The sequence below is a fragment of the Nocardia sp. NPDC060249 genome (assembly GCF_042728755.1).
Taxonomy (GTDB): domain Bacteria; phylum Actinomycetota; class Actinomycetes; order Mycobacteriales; family Mycobacteriaceae; genus Nocardia.
Genome location: NZ_JBHXAQ010000002.1, coordinates 1158802 through 1181222, shown reverse-complemented (window position 1 = coordinate 1181222; position 22421 = coordinate 1158802). Strand labels below are relative to the sequence as shown.

General features: G+C 70.1%; 6 protein-coding genes (1 of these 6 running past the window's edge). 2 read left to right on the top strand and 4 right to left on the bottom strand.

From position 1 onward, the window contains the following. Window position 1 precedes the first annotated feature (1 nt). The 4 genes from ACFWFP_RS12905 to dpgA are packed head-to-tail and all read right to left on the bottom strand — an operon-like array spanning window position 2 to window position 4870. Window positions 2-1669, bottom strand: a complete 1668-nt coding sequence (locus tag ACFWFP_RS12905; protein ID WP_379294919.1) for a thiamine pyrophosphate-binding protein — start codon at window positions 1667-1669, stop codon at window positions 2-4. Next, a complete protein-coding gene (gene dpgC, locus ACFWFP_RS12900; protein WP_379294918.1) occupies window positions 1666-2988 on the bottom strand; it encodes a (3,5-dihydroxyphenyl)acetyl-CoA 1,2-dioxygenase DpgC in 1323 nt (440 codons plus the stop codon). The genes ACFWFP_RS12905 and dpgC overlap by 4 nt, the downstream gene beginning before the upstream one ends. Beyond that, window positions 2985-3677, bottom strand: a complete 693-nt coding sequence (gene dpgB, locus ACFWFP_RS12895) for an enoyl-CoA-hydratase DpgB (protein WP_379294917.1) — start codon at window positions 3675-3677, stop codon at window positions 2985-2987. The genes dpgC and dpgB overlap by 4 nt, the downstream gene beginning before the upstream one ends. A 53-nt stretch (window positions 3678-3730) precedes the next feature. After that, window positions 3731-4870, bottom strand: a complete 1140-nt coding sequence (gene dpgA / locus ACFWFP_RS12890; RefSeq protein WP_379294916.1) for a 3,5-dihydroxyphenylacetyl-CoA synthase DpgA — start codon at window positions 4868-4870, stop codon at window positions 3731-3733. A 348-nt stretch (window positions 4871-5218) separates the two neighbouring features. Between dpgA and ACFWFP_RS12885 the strand changes: the two genes are divergently transcribed. Together ACFWFP_RS12885 and ACFWFP_RS12880 are read left to right on the top strand one after the other, a co-directional pair. Further along, the gene (locus ACFWFP_RS12885) at window positions 5219-17557 is read left to right on the top strand and encodes an SDR family NAD(P)-dependent oxidoreductase (protein ID WP_379294915.1); all 12339 of its coding nucleotides are present in this window, start codon (window positions 5219-5221) and stop codon (window positions 17555-17557) included. Further along, window positions 17554-22421, top strand: the 5' portion of a protein-coding gene (locus ACFWFP_RS12880; RefSeq protein ID WP_379294914.1) for an SDR family NAD(P)-dependent oxidoreductase. The gene runs 5617 nt beyond the window's last position; only the first 4868 of its 10485 coding nucleotides appear in the window; it begins with the start codon at window positions 17554-17556; its stop codon lies beyond the right edge, outside the window. The genes ACFWFP_RS12885 and ACFWFP_RS12880 overlap by 4 nt, the downstream gene beginning before the upstream one ends.

Genomic DNA, 22421 nt, shown 5'->3' with positions numbered 1-22421 from the left:
GTCATTCCTGTCCGATGTGGTCGCGATGACCGGCGATGCGGGCGTCGATGAGATAGGGGCCCGGGTAGGAGATGCCGACGCGCAAGGCCGCCGTGAGCTCCGCGGGTTCGTCGACGCGGGTAGCCTCGACCCCGAAAAACTTTGCTGCCGTGGTGAAATCGAGTACCTCGTCGTTGTCGAGATGTAGGTCGAGCCCCAGATAGTCCTCGGCAGGAGCACCCTCGCGGTGCCAGCCGTCGAGAGTCTTCTTGAGCGTGCGATATTCGGCGTTGTTCATCACCACGAACGTGACGTCGACGCGGCGGCGCGCGGCCGTCCACAGACCCTGGAGGCCGAACAGCGTGCAGCCGTCGCCCAGCACCGCGACCACCGGTCGGCTCGGGTCGCCCAGCCGCGTACCGATCGCCATGCCGATCCCGGAACCGAGCCCGCCGCCCACGGTATGCCGTAGTGAGCCAGGCTTGTCGAGTCCGAGCAGCGGCCGCAGCACCACGCCGGTGGTGATGGCTTCCTCGACGAGCACAATGTCGTCGGGAAGTGCGTCGACCAGAGCCAGGCACGCCGCCCGCGGCGCCATCGGCATGTTCGACGACACCTCGGCGGCCCGCGCGCGAACGGCGACGCGGGTGGTCTCGGTGCGCACCGCGGCGGCCGCGATGCGTTCGGACGCACCGTCTGTCGCGTCGCCGAGCGCCTTGGTGAGTGCTGTCATGGTCGCGGCCAGGCCACCGAACAGTGCGGTGTGCAAGGGGATATTGCGGCCGAGTTCCGTTGCGTCGTCGTCTATCTGGATGACAGGGATAGGTGAATCGATGGCCGCACCCGGCGAGTAGTGGTGAGCCAGGAACGCGTGCGTCCCGATGATGACGATCGCGTCGTAGCCACCGAGCGTTGACCGAATGGCCGCGTTGACAGGGTCGAGGCTCCCGTGATGCAGCGGATGCGACATGGGGAAGTCGATTCCGTCGTGCAGCGGCTGGTGCCACACATCCGCCCCGATGGTCTCGGCCAGCGCCACCGCCTCGGCCACCGAACCGGACCGGCCGATTCCGTCACCGACAACGAGAGCGGGTCTGCGGGCCTGGGCCAGCAACGCCGCCGCCCGCCGGATGCCGAGCGCCGCACCTGGTTCGGGAACGGCGGTCCGTACCGGCACCTCGACGTCGGTGTTCTCGGCGAGCAGGTCCATCGGGACCGAGAGGAAGACCGGCCCGGCGGGCGCGCGGACCGCCGCGGCGAACGCTCGGCGCGCCATGATCGGCAGATCCCACGCGTGCTGGACGTCGAAGGACTCCTTGACCCCTGCCGCGGAGATGGCGAGCAGGTCGCCCGACAGCATCGGGTCCTGGGCCAGGTGCCGCCGATCTTGCTGACCGGCCATCACCACCAGCGGTGTACGGGAGCGGCGCGCGTTGAGCAGACCGACGAGGCCGTTGGCCAATCCGGCCGCGATATGCAGGCTCACGAAGGCCGGACGTCCGGTGGCGCGCGCGTACCCGTCGGCCATGGCGACCAACGGGCCTTCGTGCACGCCGAGCACGTACTCGATATCGGGTGCCTGCCCGAGCGCGTCGAGAAACGGCAGTTCGCTGGTGCCCGGATTGCCGAATATCGTGGTGACACCCTCCTCGCGCAGAATCGCGAGCAACGCTTCGGCGGGTGTGGTCATGACGCGCCGGACTTACTGTGGAAGCGGCGAACCTTGCTCAGCACGTCCGCCCCGTTCATCCGCAATGCCTGGTGGTAAGCGAATTCGGCCAGGTACCGGCGAAAAACGTCCTGCGGCTCCTCGGCGGTGGTGAGGATGTGCTTGTTGACGACCACCGCGGGCGAGGCGAGCCGGATCGCCGCGCGCTCGAGCTCTTCCTCGAGCTGCTCGGGCTCGACGACCGTGTCGAAGACATACCCTGCGTCCGGATCGGTGGCCTGGATCTTGCGACCCCAGAGGATCACCTCGCGCGAGAGACGATGGGTCGATCCACGCCCCAGCCGAAGATTGCCCGCGCCGGGGATGATGCCCTCCTGTGCGGCGGGGAGACTGAAATAGCTGTCGGAGGCGGCGATCACGCGGTCGAAGACCAGCAGCAGTTGCGCACCGCCACCGATAGCGAAGGAATCGACCACCGCGATCCATGGCTTGGTGAGAGCCCTTGCCGGCCACGTGGTCTCATCGCCGGGCAGGCCGCGCAGCAACTTGGCGATGTATCCGGCCTCACGCCCGAGTAAGAAGTCCGTGTAGGAGATCTTGCCCTCGTGTAGATGAGCGAGATTGATACCCGCGCTGAAGACCCGTCGGCCGCGGTAGCGGGGGTGGTCCATCACACCGCCGCGCACCACACCGACCCGGACCGCCGGGTCGAGCAGTGCCAGGTCGACCGCGGTTTCCATATCCGCGACGTGCTGATTGTCCTCGGCGTTGAGACAGTAGTTGTTCGTGATCGTCAGCTGGGCGACATCGCCGGTGCGTTCCAGTGTCACCGCGGGCAGCGTGATGTGCCCGGTGGCCTCGAACTCCGGCAGCAGCGCGAGCGCGCGGTCGGTGGGTGCGCGCATCGCGTCGAGGAGGTGCTCGCCTGCCACCGGATCCGACAGCACCGCGTGGAAGAACAGGCCGAGATCGATCTCCCACCCTTCCTTCTCGGACTGCGTCAGCCCGTCGTCGTGGGCCAGCTGCGCGGCCGTCGGCAGGAGTCCGGGAAACAGCTCGGTCGCCGCCTCGGCGAGTGGGCCGAACCGCAGGCCGACGCGCAGGTCATCGGTGCACGCGAGGTAGCAGGAGCGGGCGTGCACGGCGAGGAATCGTTGCCGGGCAAGGCGAATCGACCGGTGCGAGGCGTCCGCGGCGGCTCGGTCGGCCTCCGAGCGTGCGGAGGCGGGGCCGAGTTCGGCGAGCAGGGCATTGTGTGCGGCCGCGGCGGTGGCGAGGTCGCGGTGATCATCGGCGAGGTGTCCGGTGGGAACGGCCGCCATCACCGGCGCGGCGGTCACCGCTCGACCGGCTTCGTGCGGCGCAGGGTGCGGTCGGCGGCGGCCAAGTGCGCGCCGAGCGCGTCCTCGAACCGGGTGTTGACGGCGTCGAGCAACAGCCTGCGGCGGATCGCCAATTCCGAACCGACCGTCTCGGCGAACAACGCGACCCCGACGCCGACCGCGGCCGATTCCCCACCGGGCTCGACAACTGCGTCGACCAGGCCGCGCTCACCGGCGACCGTGGCGGGCAGGGCTCGGCCCTGGATCGCGAGCTCGCGTGCGCGGCTCACGCCGAGCTGTGCCACCAACCGGTGCAGCGCCATCGCCGGCCAGGTTCCGCCGCCCACCGCCGCCAACCGGAAAACCGCGCCGGCGGAGACCACTCGATAGTCGGCGATCAGCAGCAACTCCGCCGCGGGGCCGTAGGCATCGCCGTCCACGATCGCCACGATCGGCGTCGGCGCCTGTTCCAATCTGCGTACCGCGTTTTCCCACTTGCCCACCAGTCCGACGGGAACCGCTCCGGGCCAAGGGAATTCAGCTCCCTCTCGGGCGCCGCGGATGGTGAGCACAGTGGTTGCCTGCCTGCCCGCCGCGGCGGCGTCCTCGGCGGCAGTGGCGACCGCGAGCACCGCCGCGATCAGCTCGCCGGACAGGGGTGTATCGGCGGCGATGTCGACTGTCATGGTGTCGAGTTCGATGGTCATCTCGGATTCCTCACTGCTGGATATTCGAAGCATCGGGGCGGTCGCGGCGCCGGTCAGTAGCGCACGAGGGCGGTTTCGATCTGCGACCCGGGGCCCATGGTCATGAAGATTCCGTAGTCACCGGGGCGGATCCGGTTCTCGGCGAGCAGTCGCTGATACGAGAAGAGAAACGAGCCGCTGGACAGATTGCCGAAATCGCGCATCACGCTCGTGGTGTGACGCAGGTCGAAGGAGGTCAGCCCGAGGTTGATCTTCACGGCGTCGATCACCTTCTTCCCCCCGGAGTGCACGATCCAATGGGCGATGTCCTTGCGACGCAGTCCGGTGTCGTGGAGCAACCGGTCGATGACGCGCTCGGCGTGGGCACCCACCTCGTAGGGGACTTCGCGATCGAGATAGAAGCTGAACTTGCCCGCGTCGCCGTCCCAGTCGTAGCGCATGGCTCCGATCGCGTGCTTGATCATGTAGCTGCTGGAACCGAGCAGCGTCGGTGCCGGCGCGGCCGGGGCGAGGTCGTCGTCGCCATCGCCGGAGGTACACAGGGCAAGGGCCGCCGCGCCGTCACCGAAGAGGCTGTTGACGACGGCAGTGCGCATCGTGCCATCGAAAACATAAGCGGCGGAACATGCTTCGGAGCAGACCAGCAGGGCGAGCTCGCCCGGGTGCGTCGCCGACCAGTTCGCGGCCGCCGCGAGCCCGTTGAGACCTGCGTTGCAACCCATGCCGACCACATCGAGTCGGGCTGTGTCGGGAGACAGGCCGAGCTCCTCGATGAGCAGCGCGCTGAAGCCGGGCGTGAGGAAGCCCGTGGTGGTCACCGCGACCAGATAGCGAACATCGCTGAGCTGCTTGCCGAGATTGTCCAGGCAGTCGCGCACGGCTGCCGCGCCGGTGCGAATTCCGTGCTCGCGGTGTTTGTTCAGTAAGTCACCCTGCGTCTCGATCCGGAATGCGCCGTCAACGGCGCGCGGTGGCAGCGTCAGATGGCGGGTCTGGATGCCGCCGTTGAGAAACACCCCGCGAATCTTCGGGTCGGTGATGCCGAGCAGGTCGACGAGTTCGTGCTGGCTGTAGCGGTTCTCGGGATTGGCGGTACCGACGCCGAGCAGGCGTGGCCGGACGGCGACCGGCGCTGATGCCATCCGTTGCCGAGGTACGGCGGTCGGGGCGAGATCGAGATCGAGGATCGTCATGATGTCTAGCCGATCTGTCGAGTGTGGCCGGAAGCCGGCGAGCGCGAGGAGTGCGCGAAGGAAAATCGCCGACTGTCCGGAAACCTCGATGTCGTCGGTGTCGGCGTGAATTCGACGCTAATCGTGCTGTCGCCGAACACGCCAGGTAAACGCCGCTGAGACGTGTGCAACAGCCCGCGCTAGGGGGTCCTAGGGGGGACTGAGGGGTGTTCGGGTTCGGTGTGTCGCGGCCAGTCTGAATGGCATCGGCTGGATGTTGGTCATCCGGCGAGCGAGTCCGTTTTCCAGGACGCGAACCGTCGGCCGCCGTGCGCGGCACCGGTCGCGACCATGCCCGAGGAGGTTCGAGTGCGTGGTGATCTGATCGTTCCGGTCCACGAGTTGCTGCACCGGTACGCAACCGAAAGCCCAGAACGAGCGGCATTTTCGGATCGTCGTCGCACCGTATCGTACGGGCTTCTGTACGAGCGCACCGGGCGTATCGCCGGACGGCTCGGCGCGGGCGGGCTGCCATTCGGCGGGCGGGTCGCGATCCTGCTCGGCAACCGGGTGGAGTTCGTCGAGGCGTTCCACGCGACGCTGCGTGCGGGTGGTGTCGTCGTCCCGCTCAACGCGCAATTGACGCCGGCCGAGCTGCGTTACCAGATCACCGACAGCGGTGCGGGTTTCATCGTGACCGACACCGACCGGCTGCCGATGTTGGCGCCGATGCTCGCGGATCTGCCGTATCTGCGCGTGCTGCTGGTGGATGACACCGACGACGGCTCCGGTAGCGCCGCTGCGGCCGATTATGTTGCGGGCGAACAGATTATCGATTTCGAAGCCGTCGCTACCGACCCCGGCGCGGATCCGGGCGCCGCACTCGACGACCTCGGCCTCGACGAGACCGCGTTCCTGCTCTACACCTCCGGCACCACCGGCACCCCGAAAGGTGTGCTGTCCACCCAGCGCAGCTGCCTGTGGAGCGTGGCGAGCAGCTATTCGACGATCCTCGGGCTCAACGCCGGGGATCGGGTGCTGTGGCCGTTGCCGCTGTTCCACAGCCTGGCCCACATCCTGGGTGTGCTCGGTACGACCGCAGTCGGTGCGCACACCCACATCCTGGACGGATTCGCTCCGGAGAGCGTGCTCGCCGCGCTCGCCGAACAGGAGTACACCGTGCTGGTCGGTGTACCGGCGATGTATCACTACCTGCTCGACGCCGCCGATGCGGGCGACGCCCTCAACAGCGGCCGGATGCGGGTCTGCCTGTCGACCGGTGCGGCCGCTCCCACCGCGTTGCGCGAGCGGTTCGAGCGGGTGTTCGGGCTGGCCATGATCGACTCCTACGGCAGCACCGAGACCTGTGGCGCGATCACGATGAGTTGGCCCGGCGACCGCCCGGCGCCCGGGTCGTGCGGGTTGCCGGTGCCCGGCCTCGCCGTCCGCATCGCGGACCCGGACACGGGGGCAGCGCTCGCCGCGGGTGCGGAAGGCGAGGTCTGGGTGCAGGGGCCCAACGTCATGCTCGGCTACCACAATCAGGACGAGGCGACCCGATCAGTGCTGGTCGACGGCTGGTACCGCACCGGCGATCTGGCGGTGGTCGACGGCAACGGCTATCTGACCATCAAGGGCAGATCGAGGGAACTCATCGTTCGCGGTGGCGAGAACATTCACCCCGGCGAGGTCGAAGCGGTGCTGGCCGAGCTGGACTGGGTCGGTGACGTGGCGGTGCTCGGTCGCGCGCACGCCGTGCTCGGCGAGGTACCCGTGGCCGCGGTCGTTCTCGGCAGGGGCGTGGATCCCGTGGCCGCTGGCGATCTGACCCGCGAGGCCATCGGCCGGTGTCGCGAGCGGCTGGCCGCGTACAAGGTGCCGGAGGACGTCGTGGTGGTGTCATCGATTCCCCGCACCGCCTCGGGCAAGATCAAGCGGCACGAGATGCGTGCGGCGCTGCCGGCGGCCGAAACGACGGCGGCGCCGACCGCGGCCGACGTGACCGCCGACCCCGGTCTCGCCGCCGAGTGGGAGCGGCGGTTGCGCGACGGCCACGGTGCCTCGCTGCGCACGGTTCTGGCCGAAGAGATCGCCGCTGTCCTGGACAACGGAACAGACTCCAGCACCATCGATTTCGACATTCCGTTCGGCGCGCTCGGGATCACCTCGATCGGTGCGCTGCTCCTGCGCAACCGACTGGTCGACGCCACCGGACTCGACCTGCCGGCGACCGTCGTCTACGACCGGCCGACCCCCTTCGCTCTGCTTCGTGGCCTGCGCGCACTGCTCGTGCCCACCGAATCGGCGGCGGCGCGGGCCGACATCCCCGCGCCCACCCCTCGGGAACCGATCGCGATCGTCGGCATGGCGTGCCGCTACCCGGGTGCCGTCACCACACCCGAGGAACTGTGGGACCTGGTCGCGGGTGGGGTCGACGCCGTCTCGGAGTTTCCCACCGACCGCGGCTGGGATCTGTCGGCCCTGTGGGATCCCGCGGGCGGACCGGGTACCAGCGCGACTCGCTTCGGCGGATTCCTCACCGGGGTAGGCGATTTCGACCCGCGATTCTTCGGCATCTCCGCGCGAGAAGCGCTGGCGATGGACCCGCAGCAGCGCATTCTGCTCGAACTGGCCTGGGAAGCCGTCGAACGTGCCGGGATCGCGCCAGATGCCCTGCGTGACAGTAGAACCGCGGTGTTCACCGGCACGATGTTTCATGATTACGGCGCCGAGACCGAGACCGCCGACGCCGAATTGACCGGCTATCGGGGCATCGGCGTCGCGGGCAGTGTGCTCAGCGGCCGGATCGCCTACACGCTGGGACTGCGCGGCCCGGCGGTGACAGTCGATACCGCGTGCTCGTCGTCGCTGGTGGCGCTGCACCTGGCGGTGCGCGCATTGCGCTCGGGGGAGTGCGACGCCGCATTGGCGGGTGGTGTCGCGGTGATGGCGAGTCCGGCGACTTTCGTCGAGTTCACCGCGCAGTCCGGCCTCGCCGCCGATGGCCGCTGCAAGGCGTTCGGAGCGGAGGCCGATGGCACCGGCTGGGGTGAGGGTGCGGGACTGCTTCTGCTGCAACGCCTTTCCGACGCCAGGCGGGAAGGGCGCCAGGTACTCGCGGTCATCGAGGGTACCGCCATCAATTCCGACGGCGCTTCCAACGGACTGACCGCACCGAGCGGGCCCGCACAGGAGGACGTCATCCGGGCAGCGCTGGCCGACGCCGGGGTCACCGCCGACCAGGTGGACGCGGTCGAGGCGCACGGCACCGGCACCAGACTCGGTGACCCGATCGAGGCCGGTGCGATCGTGAACACCTACGGTCGTGATCGGGCCGGCGGTGCGCCGGTGCTGGTCGGATCGCTCAAATCCAACATCGCGCACACCCAGTCCGCAGCGGGTGTCGGCGCGGTCATCAAGATGGTGCAGGCCCTGCGGCACGCCAGCCTGCCCGCCACCCTGCACGCGGACAACCGCACACCGCACGTGAACTGGTCGGCCGGGCAGGTCGAGGTACTGACGACGGCGCGCTCCTGGCCGCGGGCGGCCGATCGTGTGCGTCGTGCGGGTGTCTCCGCCTTCGGTGTCAGTGGTACCAACGCGCACCTCGTACTCGCCGAACCCGATGCGAACCCTGGCGAGCGCGACAGCGGCCGGTCGACCGGCTTGTTGCCCGGCGCGCCCGCGATCGTCGCAGTGACAGCGAAGACCCCGACCGCGCTCCCCGGACAAGCGGCGACTCTCGCGCAGTGGTTGAGCGCTACTGATCATGATCCGCGCGACATCGCGCATGCCCAGATCGTCGGGCGGACCCGATTCCCGCATCGCGGATATCTTTTCGCCCGCACCGGCGATGAACTGCTCGAGTCGGCGACCGCACTGGCAGACGGCACACCACATCCGCTGCTGCTGACCGGCGCGGCCGCGTCGAGTGTCGAGCCGGCACTGGTCTTCGCGTTCAGCGGCCAGGGCTCGCAGCGGGTAGGCATGGGACGCGAATTGGCCTCCGCCGCACCGGTGTTCGGGGCGATGCTGACCGAGATCGCCGCCTTGGCCGATCCGCTCTTGCCGCGTGGCCTGCTGGAAGTGATGTGGTCGGACGCCGAGGCGCTCGATCGCACCGAGTTCACCCAGCCCGCGCTCTTCGCGATCGAGGTGGCGATGGCAGGGCTGCTCCGTGAACTCGGCGTGACACCGGCCGCGGTGACCGGTCATTCCGTGGGCGAGATCGCCGCCGCCCATCTCGCGGGTGTGCTGTCGCTCGCCGACGCCGTCACGCTGGTGTGCGCCCGCGGCAGACTCATGCAGGCACTGCCCTCGGGTGGCGCGATGATCGCCATCGCGGCAACCGAGGCGGAGATCGCGCCACACCTTGCCGAGGCGGGACTCGACCTCGCCGCGGTGAACGCCGAACGATCCGTGGTGATCTCGGGCGACGCCGCGCGCTGCGCGATGGTCGCCGATCGGTTCGCGACCGAGGGCCGGCGCACCAAACGGCTCGTGGTTTCGCACGCGTTCCACTCCCGCCTGATGGCGCCGATGGTCGCCGAATTCGAGTCCGTGCTGGAGGGATTGACCTTCCACCCACCGCAGCTGACCTGTCATCCGAGTGCGGGCACCGACGGCGGCTACGACGACCCCGGCTACTGGGTGCGCCACGTCGGCGCGCCCGTCCGGTTCGCCGACGCGGTGGCCGCCGCCGCGCCGACAGCCACCGGATTCACCGAGATCGGTCCCGGCGCGGTGCTCACCGCGTTGATCGGCCAGAGTGTCGCCGGACCCGCCGTCGCCACGCTGCGCCCCGGCCAGGCCGAACCGGATGCTGTGTGCCGGGCGCTGGTCGAGCTGGATCTCAGCGGTCATCCCGTGGCGCTGGATCGAGTGCACGGACAGCGCGCACGTGTGGACCTGCCGACCTACGCCTTCGATCGTCAGCGATTCTGGTTGGCGCCCAACCGCTCCGCCGCAGGACAACCCGGTCGACGGACGGTGCGGCACCCAGTACTCGGCGCCGCGGTGGCAGTCGGCGGAAGCTCGCAGATCGTGTTCACCGGGCGGTTCCCGGCGACGACACACGGTTGGCTGGCAGAGCACCGGGTCGCCGGCACCCCGGTGCTACCGGGCACGGCATTGGCCGAAATGGCTGTCGCGGCGGGCAACCAGGTCGGCGTCGGGCATCTGATCGAGTTGGTGCTGCATACCCCGCTGATCCTCGCGACGGACCAAGCCACCGAGGTGCAAGTCGTGCTCGAGCGCGGTGACGGCTCGAGCCACACGGTGACCGTGTTCAGCAGATCGTCGGCCACCGCGCTGGACGCACCGTGGATCGAACACGCGACGGGTGAACTGGATGCCGCGCCTGCACGATCGGATGCCGATGCCGTGGCCGGACCGCCCGTGGGGGCCGAGGAGCTGGCTGTCGCGGACTTCTACCAGGCCAGGGCCGACATCGGGCTCGACTACGGGCCGCAGTTCCAGGGACTGCGTGCCGCCTGGCTCGACGGTGACGACATCTACGCCCGCGTCGAATCCGATGCGTCCGATACCGACACCGAGGAATACGACCTGCACCCCGCCTTCCTCGACGCGGCCATGCACGCCATCGACGCCGCCGACCCGGCGCGATCTGGCCGGCTGCCGTTCACGTTCACCGGAGTGCGACTGCTCGCGGGGGGCGTGGGGTCGGGCTGGGTGCGAATCCGCCCGAAGCAGGGTGCCGCCGAGAGCTTCTCGGTCGAGATCTTCGACGACGCGGGTGGAGCGCTCGCTGTGCTGGACGCGGTGACCCTACGTCCGGCAGCTGTCGCGAAGGCCGACAAGGACGGGCTCTACCGCTTGGCCTGGCAGCGTGCCGATGCGCCACCGGCCACGGCCGTCAGCGCTGTGCTCGAGGTGCCCGCCGGTGGCGAATTGCGCGCCGTCCTCGGCGACGTGCTCGGTGAACTCCAACGCCACACCGAGCGCGACGACGACACAGCGCTGGTCATCGTGACGGTCGGCGCGATCCAGACCGATGACGCCGACACGCTGCCCGATCCGGTGCACGCGGCCGTCTGGGGGCTGGTGCGGTCGGCTCAGTCCGAACATCCCGGCCGGTTCCGGCTGGTCGACCTGCCCGGCCCCCGAACCACGGAACCCGCGGTGGTCACCGCGTTGGCGGCCGATGCTCCGCAGCTGGCCGTGCGGGGGGACCGCCTCCTCGCGCCGCGCTTGGTTCGGGCCGCACCGGCGGTGCCGGTGCCACCGGAGTGGGAACTGGTCAGCTCGACACCGGGCGATCTGTCGGGCGTGGTGGTCCGGCCGTGCGATCCGCCGGCGCCGGACGGCCCAGGTGCGGGCCGGGTCCGGGTCCGTCTGCTCGCCGCTGGTGTCAACTTCCGCGATGTGCTGCTGACACTCGGCATGTACCCCGGTGGGGCCGACCTCACCTTCGGTGGTGAAGGCGCGGGTGTTGTCGTCGCGACCGGACCCGGCGTCACCCGATTCGCGCCGGGCGACCGCGTCATGGGTGTGTTCGCACATGCTTTCGCGTCGCACGCCGACGTCGACGAGTTCGCGATCACCCTAATTCCCGACGGCCTCGACCCGATCGTCGCGGCAGGACAGCCGATCGTCTACCTCACCGCCCGGTACGGGCTCACCGACCTCGCGGGTCTGCGGCCCGGACAACGCGTTCTGGTGCACGCGGCCGCGGGCGGGGTCGGCATGGCAGCGACCCGGCTGGCACGCCGGCTCGGAGCCGAGGTCTACGCGACCGCCGGTCTCGGCAAGTGGGCGGCCCTGCGCACGGAGGGATTCGATGACGATCACCTGGCCGACAGCCGCACGCTCGAGTTCGCGGACAAGTTTCCCCGTGGTTTCGACGTCGTCCTCGCGGCGCTCACCGGGCCTGCCGTCGACGCGTCCCTCGGCCTGCTCGCACCGGGTGGGATCTACCTCGACATCGGCAAAACCGATGTGCGCGAACCGGAGTCGGTGCGAAGCAGTCATAACGTCGAATACCGGCCGTTCGACCTGTCCGACGCCGGACCCGACCGGCTCCGCGCCATGCTCACCGAACTCGGCGAGTGGCTGGCCGTCGATGATCCGGCCCCGCTACCGATCCGAACCTGGGACACCACCTCGGCCGTCACCGCTTTGCGCCACCTGCAGCAAGCGCGCCAGATCGGCAAGGTCGTGCTCACCGCACCCCGCGCGCCACGTTCTACCGGGACCGTCCTGATCACCGGTGGCACCGGGGGACTCGGCGCGCACGTCGCCGAGCACCTGGTTCGCTCGCGCGGGGTGGGCAGGCTGATGCTGGTGAGCAGGCGCGGAACGGCGGCATCGGGAGTGGCCGATGTACTCGCCGGACTACGCGCCGCGGGCGCGACAGTCGATGTCGCCGCCTGCGACGTGAGCGATCCGGCCGCGGTGGCCGCATTGATCGCGGCGATGGACCCGGCGCATCCGATCACCGGAGTCGTCCACACCGCGGGTGTGCTCGACGACGGCGTCATCACCGCCCTCGACGCGGACCGACTCGATCGGGTGCTTCGGCCGAAGACCGATGCAGTCGAGGCGCTCACTACCGCGCTGCGTGGAATCGACCTGGACTACTTCGCGGTGTTCTCCTCGGCCGCAGGCACTTTCGGAAATCCGGGGCAGGCCAACTACGCGGCGGCCAACGCCTACCTGGACGCCTATGCGCAGCGGGCGCGCGGACAGGGCATCCCGATGACCGCCATCGCCTGGGGTTTGTGGGGGACGGCGAACGGCATGAACACCGGCTTGAACGCCGCCGACCTTCGGCGCAACTCCCGCGACGGCATGCGCGCACTGTCGGTCGAGGACGGGATGGCGTTGCTGGACAACGCGATCGATCATGGCGGTGCGCTGGTGGCAGCCGATCTCGATCTCGCGGAACTGGCCGATGCGGACCGCGTGCCCGAGGTGCTGCGCGCGCTGGTGCGTCCCGTGCACCGGATCGCGCGTTCGACGGCCGATCGAGCGGGCACCGCTGTCGATCTGCGCGGGCCGGGGCGGGAGAGCTCGGTGCGCCGGTTGATCGTCGAGCACACGGCGGCTGTACTCGGGTTCACGGGCGAACAGACCCCCGCCGGTACCCCCTTCAAGGAACTGGGTATCGACTCGCTCACCGCTGTCGAACTGCGCAACCGCCTGGTGGCCGCGACCGGGGTGCGGTTGCCGTCGTCCCTGGTGTTCGACTACCCGACGCCCGAGGCGGTGGCCGGGCTGGTGCTGACCGAACTCGGTCATACGCCGGTGGCCCAGACGCCGGAGGTGGCGCGCCAAGAGAGTTCGCGCGGCGATGATCCGATCGCGATCGTCGCGATGGCGTGTCGTCTGCCAGGGGGCATCACCGCGCCGGAGCAGCTGTGGGAGGCGTTGCTCGATGGCGCGGATCTCATCGGTCCGATGCCCGGCGACCGGGGTTGGGACCTGGCCGCGCTCTACGATCCGGATCCCGCCGTCGAAGGTACGAGCTACGTGCGCGAAGGCGGATTCCTCTACGACGCGGGGCATTTCGATGCCGAGTTCTTCGGCATCGGCCCGCGTGAGGCGGCGACCATCGATCCGCAGCAGCGCTTGCTGCTCGAGACCTCGTGGGAAGCGGTCGAGCGGGCGCGGATCGACCCGCGATCTCTGCGCGGAAGCTCCACCGGCGTGTACACCGGCGTGATCAACCACGACTACGCGGCCGGGATCAGGGCGGGCGCACCGGGTCCGGCCGGCGTACAGGGCCACCTGCTGACCGGTACCGCGGGCAGCGTGGCATCAGGTCGGGTCGCCTACGCGCTCGGGCTCGAAGGACCCGCCATGTCGATCGACACGGCGTGCTCGTCGTCGCTGATCACCATGCACTTGGCCGCCGCCGCGCTGCGTGGTGGCGAATGCGATCTCGCACTGGCCGGCGGCGTGACGGTGATGTCGGGGCCGCGCAACTTCATCGAATTCTCCCGGCAGCGTGGACTGTCCCCGTCAGGGCGGTGCCGCGCTTTCGCGGACGACGCGGACGGCACGGCGTGGGCCGAAGGGGTCGGCGTCGTGGTCCTGGAACGGCTGTCCGATGCGCGCCGTGCCGGGCATCCCGTGTTGGCGCTGCTGCGCGGCAGCGCGGTCAACTCCGACGGCGCCTCCAACGGCCTCACCGCACCGAATGGTCCAGCGCAGCAACGTGTTATCCGGCAGGCGCTCGCCAACGCCGACATCGGCCCCGACGGCGTACAGGTGGTCGAGGCGCACGGCACCGGTACCGCGCTGGGTGATCCCATCGAAGCCCAGGCGCTGCTCGCGACCTACGGGCGTGATCGCGTCGGCGAGGCGCTGCTGCTCGGCTCGGTGAAATCGAATATCGGTCATACACAGGGTGCCGCCGGCGTCGCCGGCGTGATCAAGGCGGTCACCGCGCTCGCGCACGGCGTTGTGCCCAAGTCGCTGCACGTCGGCGCACCGAGCGGGCATGTGGAGTGGGCGTCGGGTTCGGTACGCGTGGCGACCGAGCAGGCCGCCTGGCCTGCGACAGACGGTCCGCGCCGGGTCGGCGTGTCCTCGTTCGGCATCAGCGGCACCAACGCACACCTCGTCCTCGAGCAAGCTCCCGCCACTGCACCCGTCACGCCACTGCCGCCGGTACCGGGTCCGGTCGCGCTCACGGTCTCGGCCAACGGTCGCGCGGCATTGTCGGCATCGGCGTCGGCGCTGAGCGAATTGCTGTCCGGGCCCGCGGCTCCGTCACTCGCGGCGACGGCGCACAGCCTCGCCGCGACGCGGGCCGATCTGCGCGACCGTGCGGTGATCGTGGCGGACGACACCGAGGACGCCGTGGCGGCGCTGTCGGCGTTGGCGATCGGCGCGCAGGCGTCAGGTCTTCGCACCGGGACAGCGCGCACCGGGTCGGTGGCCTTCTTGTTCACCGGTCAGGGCTCGCAGCGGCTCGGAATGGGTCAGGCACTGGCCCATCGGTTCCCGGTGTTCGCCGATGCCATCGCCGCGGTGTGCGCCGAGGCCGACCGCCACCTGCCCCGCCCGCTCGCCGACGTCATGTGGACGGCGGGTGACCTGCTCAACCGCACCGAGTTCACCCAACCCGCCGTCTTCGCCTACGAGGTGGCGATGTTCCGGCTGCTCGAATCGGCCGGCCTGCGCCCGGACGTGGTCGCCGGGCACTCCATCGGGGAAATCGCCGCCGCCCATGTGGCCGGGGTCTTCTCCCTCGCCGACGCGACCCGATTGGTGTGCGCCCGTGGGGCGCTCATGGGCGCGCTGCCGCCGGGCGGGACGATGATCGCGGTGGCTGCGAGCGAAGCCGAGGTCGCGCCGTTGGTACTGGCGCGCGCCGACGAGGTGAGCATCGCCGCGGTCAACGGGCCTGCGGCGGTGGTGCTCTCGGGTGTCGCGAGCGCGGTCGCGGAAGTCGTGGACGAACTCGCGGCGCTGTCGCCGGGGCTGCGCCGCAAACGGCTGATGGTCTCGCACGCCTTCCACTCGCCGCTCATGGACCCCATGCTCACCGAATTCGCCTCGGTCACTGCGGAACTCGAGTATCTGCCGCCGACTGTGCCGATGGTGTCGGCGGTGGCGGGCGGGCGGGCCGACGACCGGATCGCCAGCCCGGACTACTGGGTAGATCACGTGGGCGCGACAGTCCGCTTCGAGGAGACCATCGCCGCCCTCGCCGCTGACGGGGTGCGCACTTTTCTCGAAGTGGGGCCCGCCGCGGCCTTGACTCCGCTGGTCGGCGCCTGCCACCCGGACACGTCGGTAGTCGCTGTCGCGACGGCCGAGGGCGATGACGAAGTCGCCTCGTTGCTGTCCGCTGCCGGGGCGTTGTTCACCGACGGTCGCGCTGTCGAGTGGTCGGCGCTGCTCGCGCGCACCGCGCTGGTCGACCTGCCGACCTATCGTTTCCAGCGCAGCAGGTACTGGCTGACCGATCCGCCGCTGACCGGTGCCGCTGACCAGGTGGACTTCGCTGACCTGGTGGTCGAGAACTGGGCACCGCGGATGCTCGAACAGCGGGTGCCGCACGGTGACTGGGCGATCATCGCCGAACCGGGTGACCCGGACGCCGCACTGGTGGCGGACACGCTGAAGGCAGCAGGTGCCGTGACCCATCGGGTCGATGAGGCAACCCTGGCCGCTGGGGATGCGCGGTGGATTGCCGTCGTGCCCGCCGGGCGGGAGGACGGAGCCGAGTGGCTGCGCCAACTCGTCGGGGCACGGATCGGATCAGGACCCGCAGCGCTGTGGGTGGTGACCCGCGAGGCCGTCGCGGTCGCGCCGACCGAGCGGGCGGCCAGGCCGGGCCACGCGCAGGCGTGGGGATTCGGCAGGGTTGTCGCGCTCGAGCATCCCGAATCATGGGGTGGACTGATCGATATCGGTGCCGGGCTCGACGCCGCCGGCGCACGGGTGCTGACGACAGCGTTGGGCGAGCGCACGGGCAGCGAGTTCGCGGTACGGCCGACGGGGCTGTGGGCGCGTCTGGCCGCGCGTCCGTCCCGCCGTGCCGGTGCGCCGTGGCGGACCGGCGGCACTGCCCTGATCACCGGTGGCTCCGGTGCGCTGGCGGCGCGGCTCGCACCCTGGCTGGCCGAGCGTGGCGCACAGCGGATCCTGCTGGTCAGCCGGACGGGTGGCACACACCCAACGCTGCCCACCGACGTGGGCGCCGACGTGGTGGCCCTTGCCTGCGACATCACCGATCCACTGGCGGTCACCGATCTGCTCGATCGGTATCCGGATCTACTGACCGTCATCCACGCGGCGGGGGTGCTGGCCGACGGTGTGGTCGCCGACATCACCGCCGACACACTGGCGACAGTGCTCGCACCGAAGGTGATCGGCGCACGAAATCTCCATTCCGCCACCAGGACTCGTCGTCTGGATGCGTTCGTGCTGTTCTCGTCGATGGCGGGTTTCCTCGGCAACGCGGGGCAGGGTAGTTACGCCGCCGCCAACAGCTACCTCGACGCACTCGCTGTGCAGCGGCGCGCCGACGGGTTGCCCGCGACCAGCCTCGCGTGGGGCCCGTGGGCGGGCGATGGCATGGCCGCGGCTGGACGGCGGCATGCCGGCGGTATCGGCGAACTGAGCCCCGAACGAGCCTTGACCGCGCTCGACACCGTGCTGTCCGTGGTGGATGACGCTGTTGTCGCGGTCTCCGATACCGATTGGAACGTGTTCGTGGGCGAGACCGGACGCGCCGCGGCGTTCCTCGCGCCCCTGGTGAGGCGCGAATCCGACACTGCCGCAGCCGAACCTCTGGTACCCGCCGAGCTGTCGCGATTCCTGGCCGCCGAGCCGACCGCGCGCGACACGGTGCTCTTGGCATCGGTCTACGAACTCGCGGCGGTGGTCCTCGGCTACGACCGCGACAGGAAGCTGGATCCGCACAGTGGATTCCTCGAGCAGGGCTTCGACTCGTTGCTGGTGGTGGAACTGCGTAATCGCATCGCGTCCGCCTTCGGTGTGACCCCGCCACCGACGTTGCTGTTCGACCATCCGACCCCGGTCGATCTGGCCGCCTACCTACGCGGCGCGCTCGAACCCGAGACGGTGGCGGCGTACTCACCGGAGCCGGTGCGGGTGTCGAGGGGCGACCCGATCGACGAGGACATCGACGCGCTCGACCTCGACGCGCTGCTCGCCCTCGCGGGCGAGACCGCGGCGGCCACACCCGAACCACAGGAGGAGCACCGGTGACCGAACACAGTGCCACACCGAACGACGCCGACAAGTCGCAGGCTGTCGTCACCGCACTGCGCGACGCACTCAAAGAGGTGAAGCGCCTGCGCGCCGACAACACCGAACTGGCGGCCGCTGCCCACCGCGTGCCGATCGCCATCACGGGGCTGGCCTGCCGCTTTCCCGGCGGTGCCGACTCACCGGACGAGTTCTTCCAGCTCCTGCTCGACGGCGTCGACGCCATCGGAGGATTCCCCACCGACCGAGGCTGGGACCTGGACTCCATCATCGCGCCCGAGGGACGCGATGGACCGCATTCCTACGTGGACAGCGGCGGATTCCTGTCGGACGCGAGCGGTTTCGACGCGGCGTTCTTCGGGATCAGCCCGCGTGAAGCGGCGGCGATGGACCCGCAGCAGCGACTGCTACTCGAATCGACCTGGGAAGCACTGGAATCGGCGGGTGTCGACCCGACGACCCTGCGCGGCAAGCGGGTCGGGGTCTACGTCGGCACCAACGGGCAGGACTACCTCGATGTGCTGACCGCCGCGCCCGCGGAGTCCAGCGGCTACGTCGGCACGGGCAGTGCCGCGAGTGTGCTCTCCGGCAGAATCGCCTATTGCTTCGGATTCATCGGGCCGGTGGTCACCGTCGACACCGCCTGTTCGGCCTCGCTCGTCGCGCTCGACCAGGCCAGGACCGCGCTGGCGGCGGGTGACTGCGACTTGGCGGTGGTCGCCGGTGTGACCGTGATGACGACACCGCGCGCGTTCATCGACTTCTCGGCCCAGCGCGGGCTGGCTCCCGACGGGCGCTGTAAACCGTTCGCGGCGGACGCGGACGGCACCGCGTGGGGCGAAGGCATCGCCACCGTTGTGCTGCAACGGGTGCCCGACGTCGCCGCGGGTCGGGTACGGGCGGTGGTGCGCGGTAGCGCGGTCAACTCCGACGGCACCAGCTCCGGGCTGACCGCGCCCAGTGGTAGCTCACAGCAGCGGGTGATCCGGGCCGCGCTGGCGGACGCGGGTCTGCGCCCCGACCAGGTCGACGTGATCGAGGCACACGGCACCGGTACCGCGCTCGGCGATCCGGTGGAAGCGGGTGCGCTGCTGGCCACCTACGGTGTCGACCGGCCCACGGACCGGCCTGTGCTGCTCGGCTCGGTGAAGTCGAATATCGGCCACACCCAGGCGGCCGCGGGGCTGGCGGGCGTGGTGAAGCTCGTGGTCGCCATGAAACGGGGCCTGGTGCCGGCGAGCCTGCACTGCGACGAGCCGACGTCGATGGTGGACTGGTCCACCGGCGCGCTGCGGGTGAACACCGCGACCACGTCGTGGCCCGCCGGTTCGGTGCGGCGGGCGGCGGTGTCGTCGTTCGGATTCAGCGGCACCAACGCGCACGTCGTCCTCGAACACGAGGTCGTCGATATCGCGGCCGAGTCCGATGGCGCCGCGGCGAGCCCAGTGGTGGCGCTGCCACTGTCGGCGAAGAACGATCGGTCGCTGCGAGCGGGGGCCGCCGCGCTGCTCTCGATGCTGAGCGCGACACCGACCCCGCGCGAGATCGAGTCTGTCGCACAGGCTTTGGCGAGCAATCGGGCGGTATTCGACCACCGAGCGGTGGTCACTGCCCGCACCGATGACGGCGGGGCGTCGGTGCGCACCGGGCTGCGCGCGGTGGCGGAGTCGGTCGCTGATCCGTTCGTCGTGGCCGGCGCCGCCGGTAGCGGCGCGGTGACCATGATGTTCACCGGTCAGGGGGCCGCGCGGCTCGGCATGGGCCGCGAACTGTACGACGCCTTCGCGGTGTTCGCGGCAGCGCTCGACGAGGCATTCGCTGTGCTCGACCCGCTGCTGCAACGGCCACTGCGTGAGGTGATGTGGGCGGAGCCCGGCGCGGAGAACGAGCAGCGCCTCGACCAGACCGCGTGGACCCAGCCCGCCCTGTTCGCGATGCACGTCGCGCTGTACCGGCTCGCCGAATCGTTCGGAGTCCGGCCTGACGCGCTGCTCGGCCACTCGGTGGGCGAGATCGCGGTGGCCCACGTGGCCGGGATCTTCTCGCTCGCCGACGCCGCCGCGCTGGTCGTAGCGCGTGGAAAACTCATGCAGGCGCTACCCGCCGGTGGCGGAATGTGGTCGGTGCGCGCTACCGAATCCGTTGTTGCCCCGCAACTTCCGCCTGAACTGACGGTTGCTGCCGTGAATACCCCTGACAGTGTGGTGATCTCGGGGTCGATCGCGGCGGCAGAACCGGTAGTGGAACGCTGGCGGGCCGAGGGGCGCACTGTCACCGCGCTGCGCGTGTCGCATGCGTTCCATTCACCGCTGATGAATCCGATCCTCGACGAGCTGCGCGCGGTCGCGGCCGCGCTCACCGCGCGGCCCGCGACAGTGCCCGTCATCTCCACAGTGACCGGCGCGGTGGTCGCTCCCGATACCCTCTCCGACCCGGAGTACTGGGTGCGGCAAGTCGGTGCGACGGTCCGGTTCTCGGATGCCGTCCTGACCGCTGTCACCGAAAACGGCGCCGCGACATTGCTCGAATTGGGCCCCGGCGGGGTACTGACCGCGCTCGCCACCCAGACGCTCGCCGACCGTCCCGACGCCGCGCTCGCGGTGCCCGCCCTGCGCAAGGACCGGGCCGAAGTCTCGACGGTGATCGCGGCGCTGACCGCGAGTTGGGCGCGGGGCGGCACGTTCGACTTCGCCGAGTCGACCGGCCCGGCCGCACCGATCGACCTTCCGACCTACCCATTCGACCGTCAGCGACACTGGCTCGACACGGGCGCACGGACCACCACCGACCGTGACACTGCGCTGCGTGATGCGGGCCAGGCGCCACTGCGGCATCCACTGCTCAGCGCCGCGGTGACCGTCGCCGACCCTGAGCTGATCCTGACCACCGGTCGTTGCGCCGTACTCGCGCAGCCGTGGCTCGCCGACCATGTGGTGGGCACGGTGCCCATCGTCCCCGGCACCGCCCTGCTCGACGCGGTCCTGACCAGCGCGCGGTACGCGGGCTGCGACGAACTCACCGAGCTCACCCTGCGCAGCCCGGTCGCGGTCTTGCCGGACGAGCCGCGCGAAATCCAGGTGGTGATCGGCGCGCCCGACGAGCGCGGCGGTCGACCGGTACTCGTGGCGACGCGAGCCGACACCGAAGGCGCCGACTGGGATACGCACGCGACCGGTACGGTCCGCCATCGGACAGTACCGGTCCCTGAGCCCGACGCCACCGGTGCGCCGTTTCCGCCACCAGGATTCGAGTCCGTCGACCTCGCGGGCCACTACGAAGACCTCGGCGACGCCGGCCTGCATTACGGCCCCGCGTTCCGGGCGCTGCGTGCCGCGTGGACCCGCGACGGCGTGGTGGCGGTCCTGGTCGATGGCAGCGGGTCCGCGTTCGACGGCACCAGCCTGAACCCAGCCCTGCTCGATGCCGCGCTGCACGCGGTCGGTTTCTCGAGCGCGCTGCCCGACGGGGAACTCGGTCGAATCCCGTTCATGTTCAGCGGTGTCCGGCTCCACACCGCCGGCATCGTCGGCCCCTGGCGGGTCATCCTGACGCCGACCGGGCCGGGCGCCGTGGCGCTGGCCGTGAGCGACGGGGCGGGTAACCTGCTCGCCGAGATCGATGCGGTCACGCTGCTCGCGGCCGAACAGGTCCGGCGGCCGATCTCGCTGTACCGGCGTGAGTGGATCGAAATCCACTCCACGCCTGATGATTCCGTCGACTCGCGGGTTCCCGCCGAGATTCTCGCCATTGATCACGACGACCCGGGCATCGCCACGCACACGGCCCTCGCGGCGGTCCAGCGAACGCTGAGCCTGCCCGAGACGACTCTGGTCGTCACCGCTGACGCGGATACTGTGGCGGGCGCGGCGGTGTGGGGCCTGATTGCCTCGGCGATCACCGAGAACCCCGGTCGCTTCGTCCTGCTCGATACCGATGATTTCGAGCCGACCTGGACGGCCGTGCATGCCGCGATCGCGGCCGGACACCACCAACTACGTTGGCGCGCAGGGAAGCTGCAAATTCCGCGGGTGCGACGCCTGCCGGTTGCCACGCCGGATGGTTCCCCTGCTCCAGATCTCGCATTCGGGTCGGGAACCGTGCTGGTCACTGGCGCCAGCGGCGCGTTGGCCGGGCTGTTCGCACGACATCTGGTTCGCGAACACGGTGTCATGTCCCTCGCGCTGGTGAGCCGTGCCGGGCGTGGATCCGCGGCGACGGTGGCGCTGGCGGCGGAGCTGGAGCAGGCGGGGGCGCGAGTCCGGATCGCCGCCTGCGATGTGGGCGACCGTGCCGAGGTAGCCGCGCTACTGGACAGCATCGCGGATCTGAGCGCGGTCGTGCACCTGGCCGGGCGGACCGAAGACGGCGTGGTCGCTGCCATGACACCGGAGCGGGTCGACGCGGTCTTCGGGCCGAAGATCGTGGCGGCGCTGCATCTACACGAGCTGACCGCCGATCGGTCGCTGGCCGCGTTCGTCCTGTTCTCGTCGATCGCGGGCACCGTCGGTGCCGCCGGCCAGGCCAACTACGCCGCGGCCAATGCCGCCCTCGACGAACTCGCCCGCCGCCGCGTCGCGGCCGGGCTGCCCGCGTTGTCGCTGGCCTGGGGCGTGTGGGAGCGCGGCGGCGGGATGACCGACGCGCTCGGTGACGCCGACAAGCGGCGGATGCGCAGGACAGGTCTGGTCCCGCTCACCGACGCGGCGGGCCTGGCGCTCTTCGACGCCGCGCTGGCCGCCGCCGAACCCGCCGTGGTCGCAGCGGTTTTCGAACGCGGCGCTGACGCATCAGCGACACCGCCGATCCTGCGTGACGTGGTCACGGTCAGAAGAACAGCTGTGGCAGAGACCGTTTCGACGGCCGG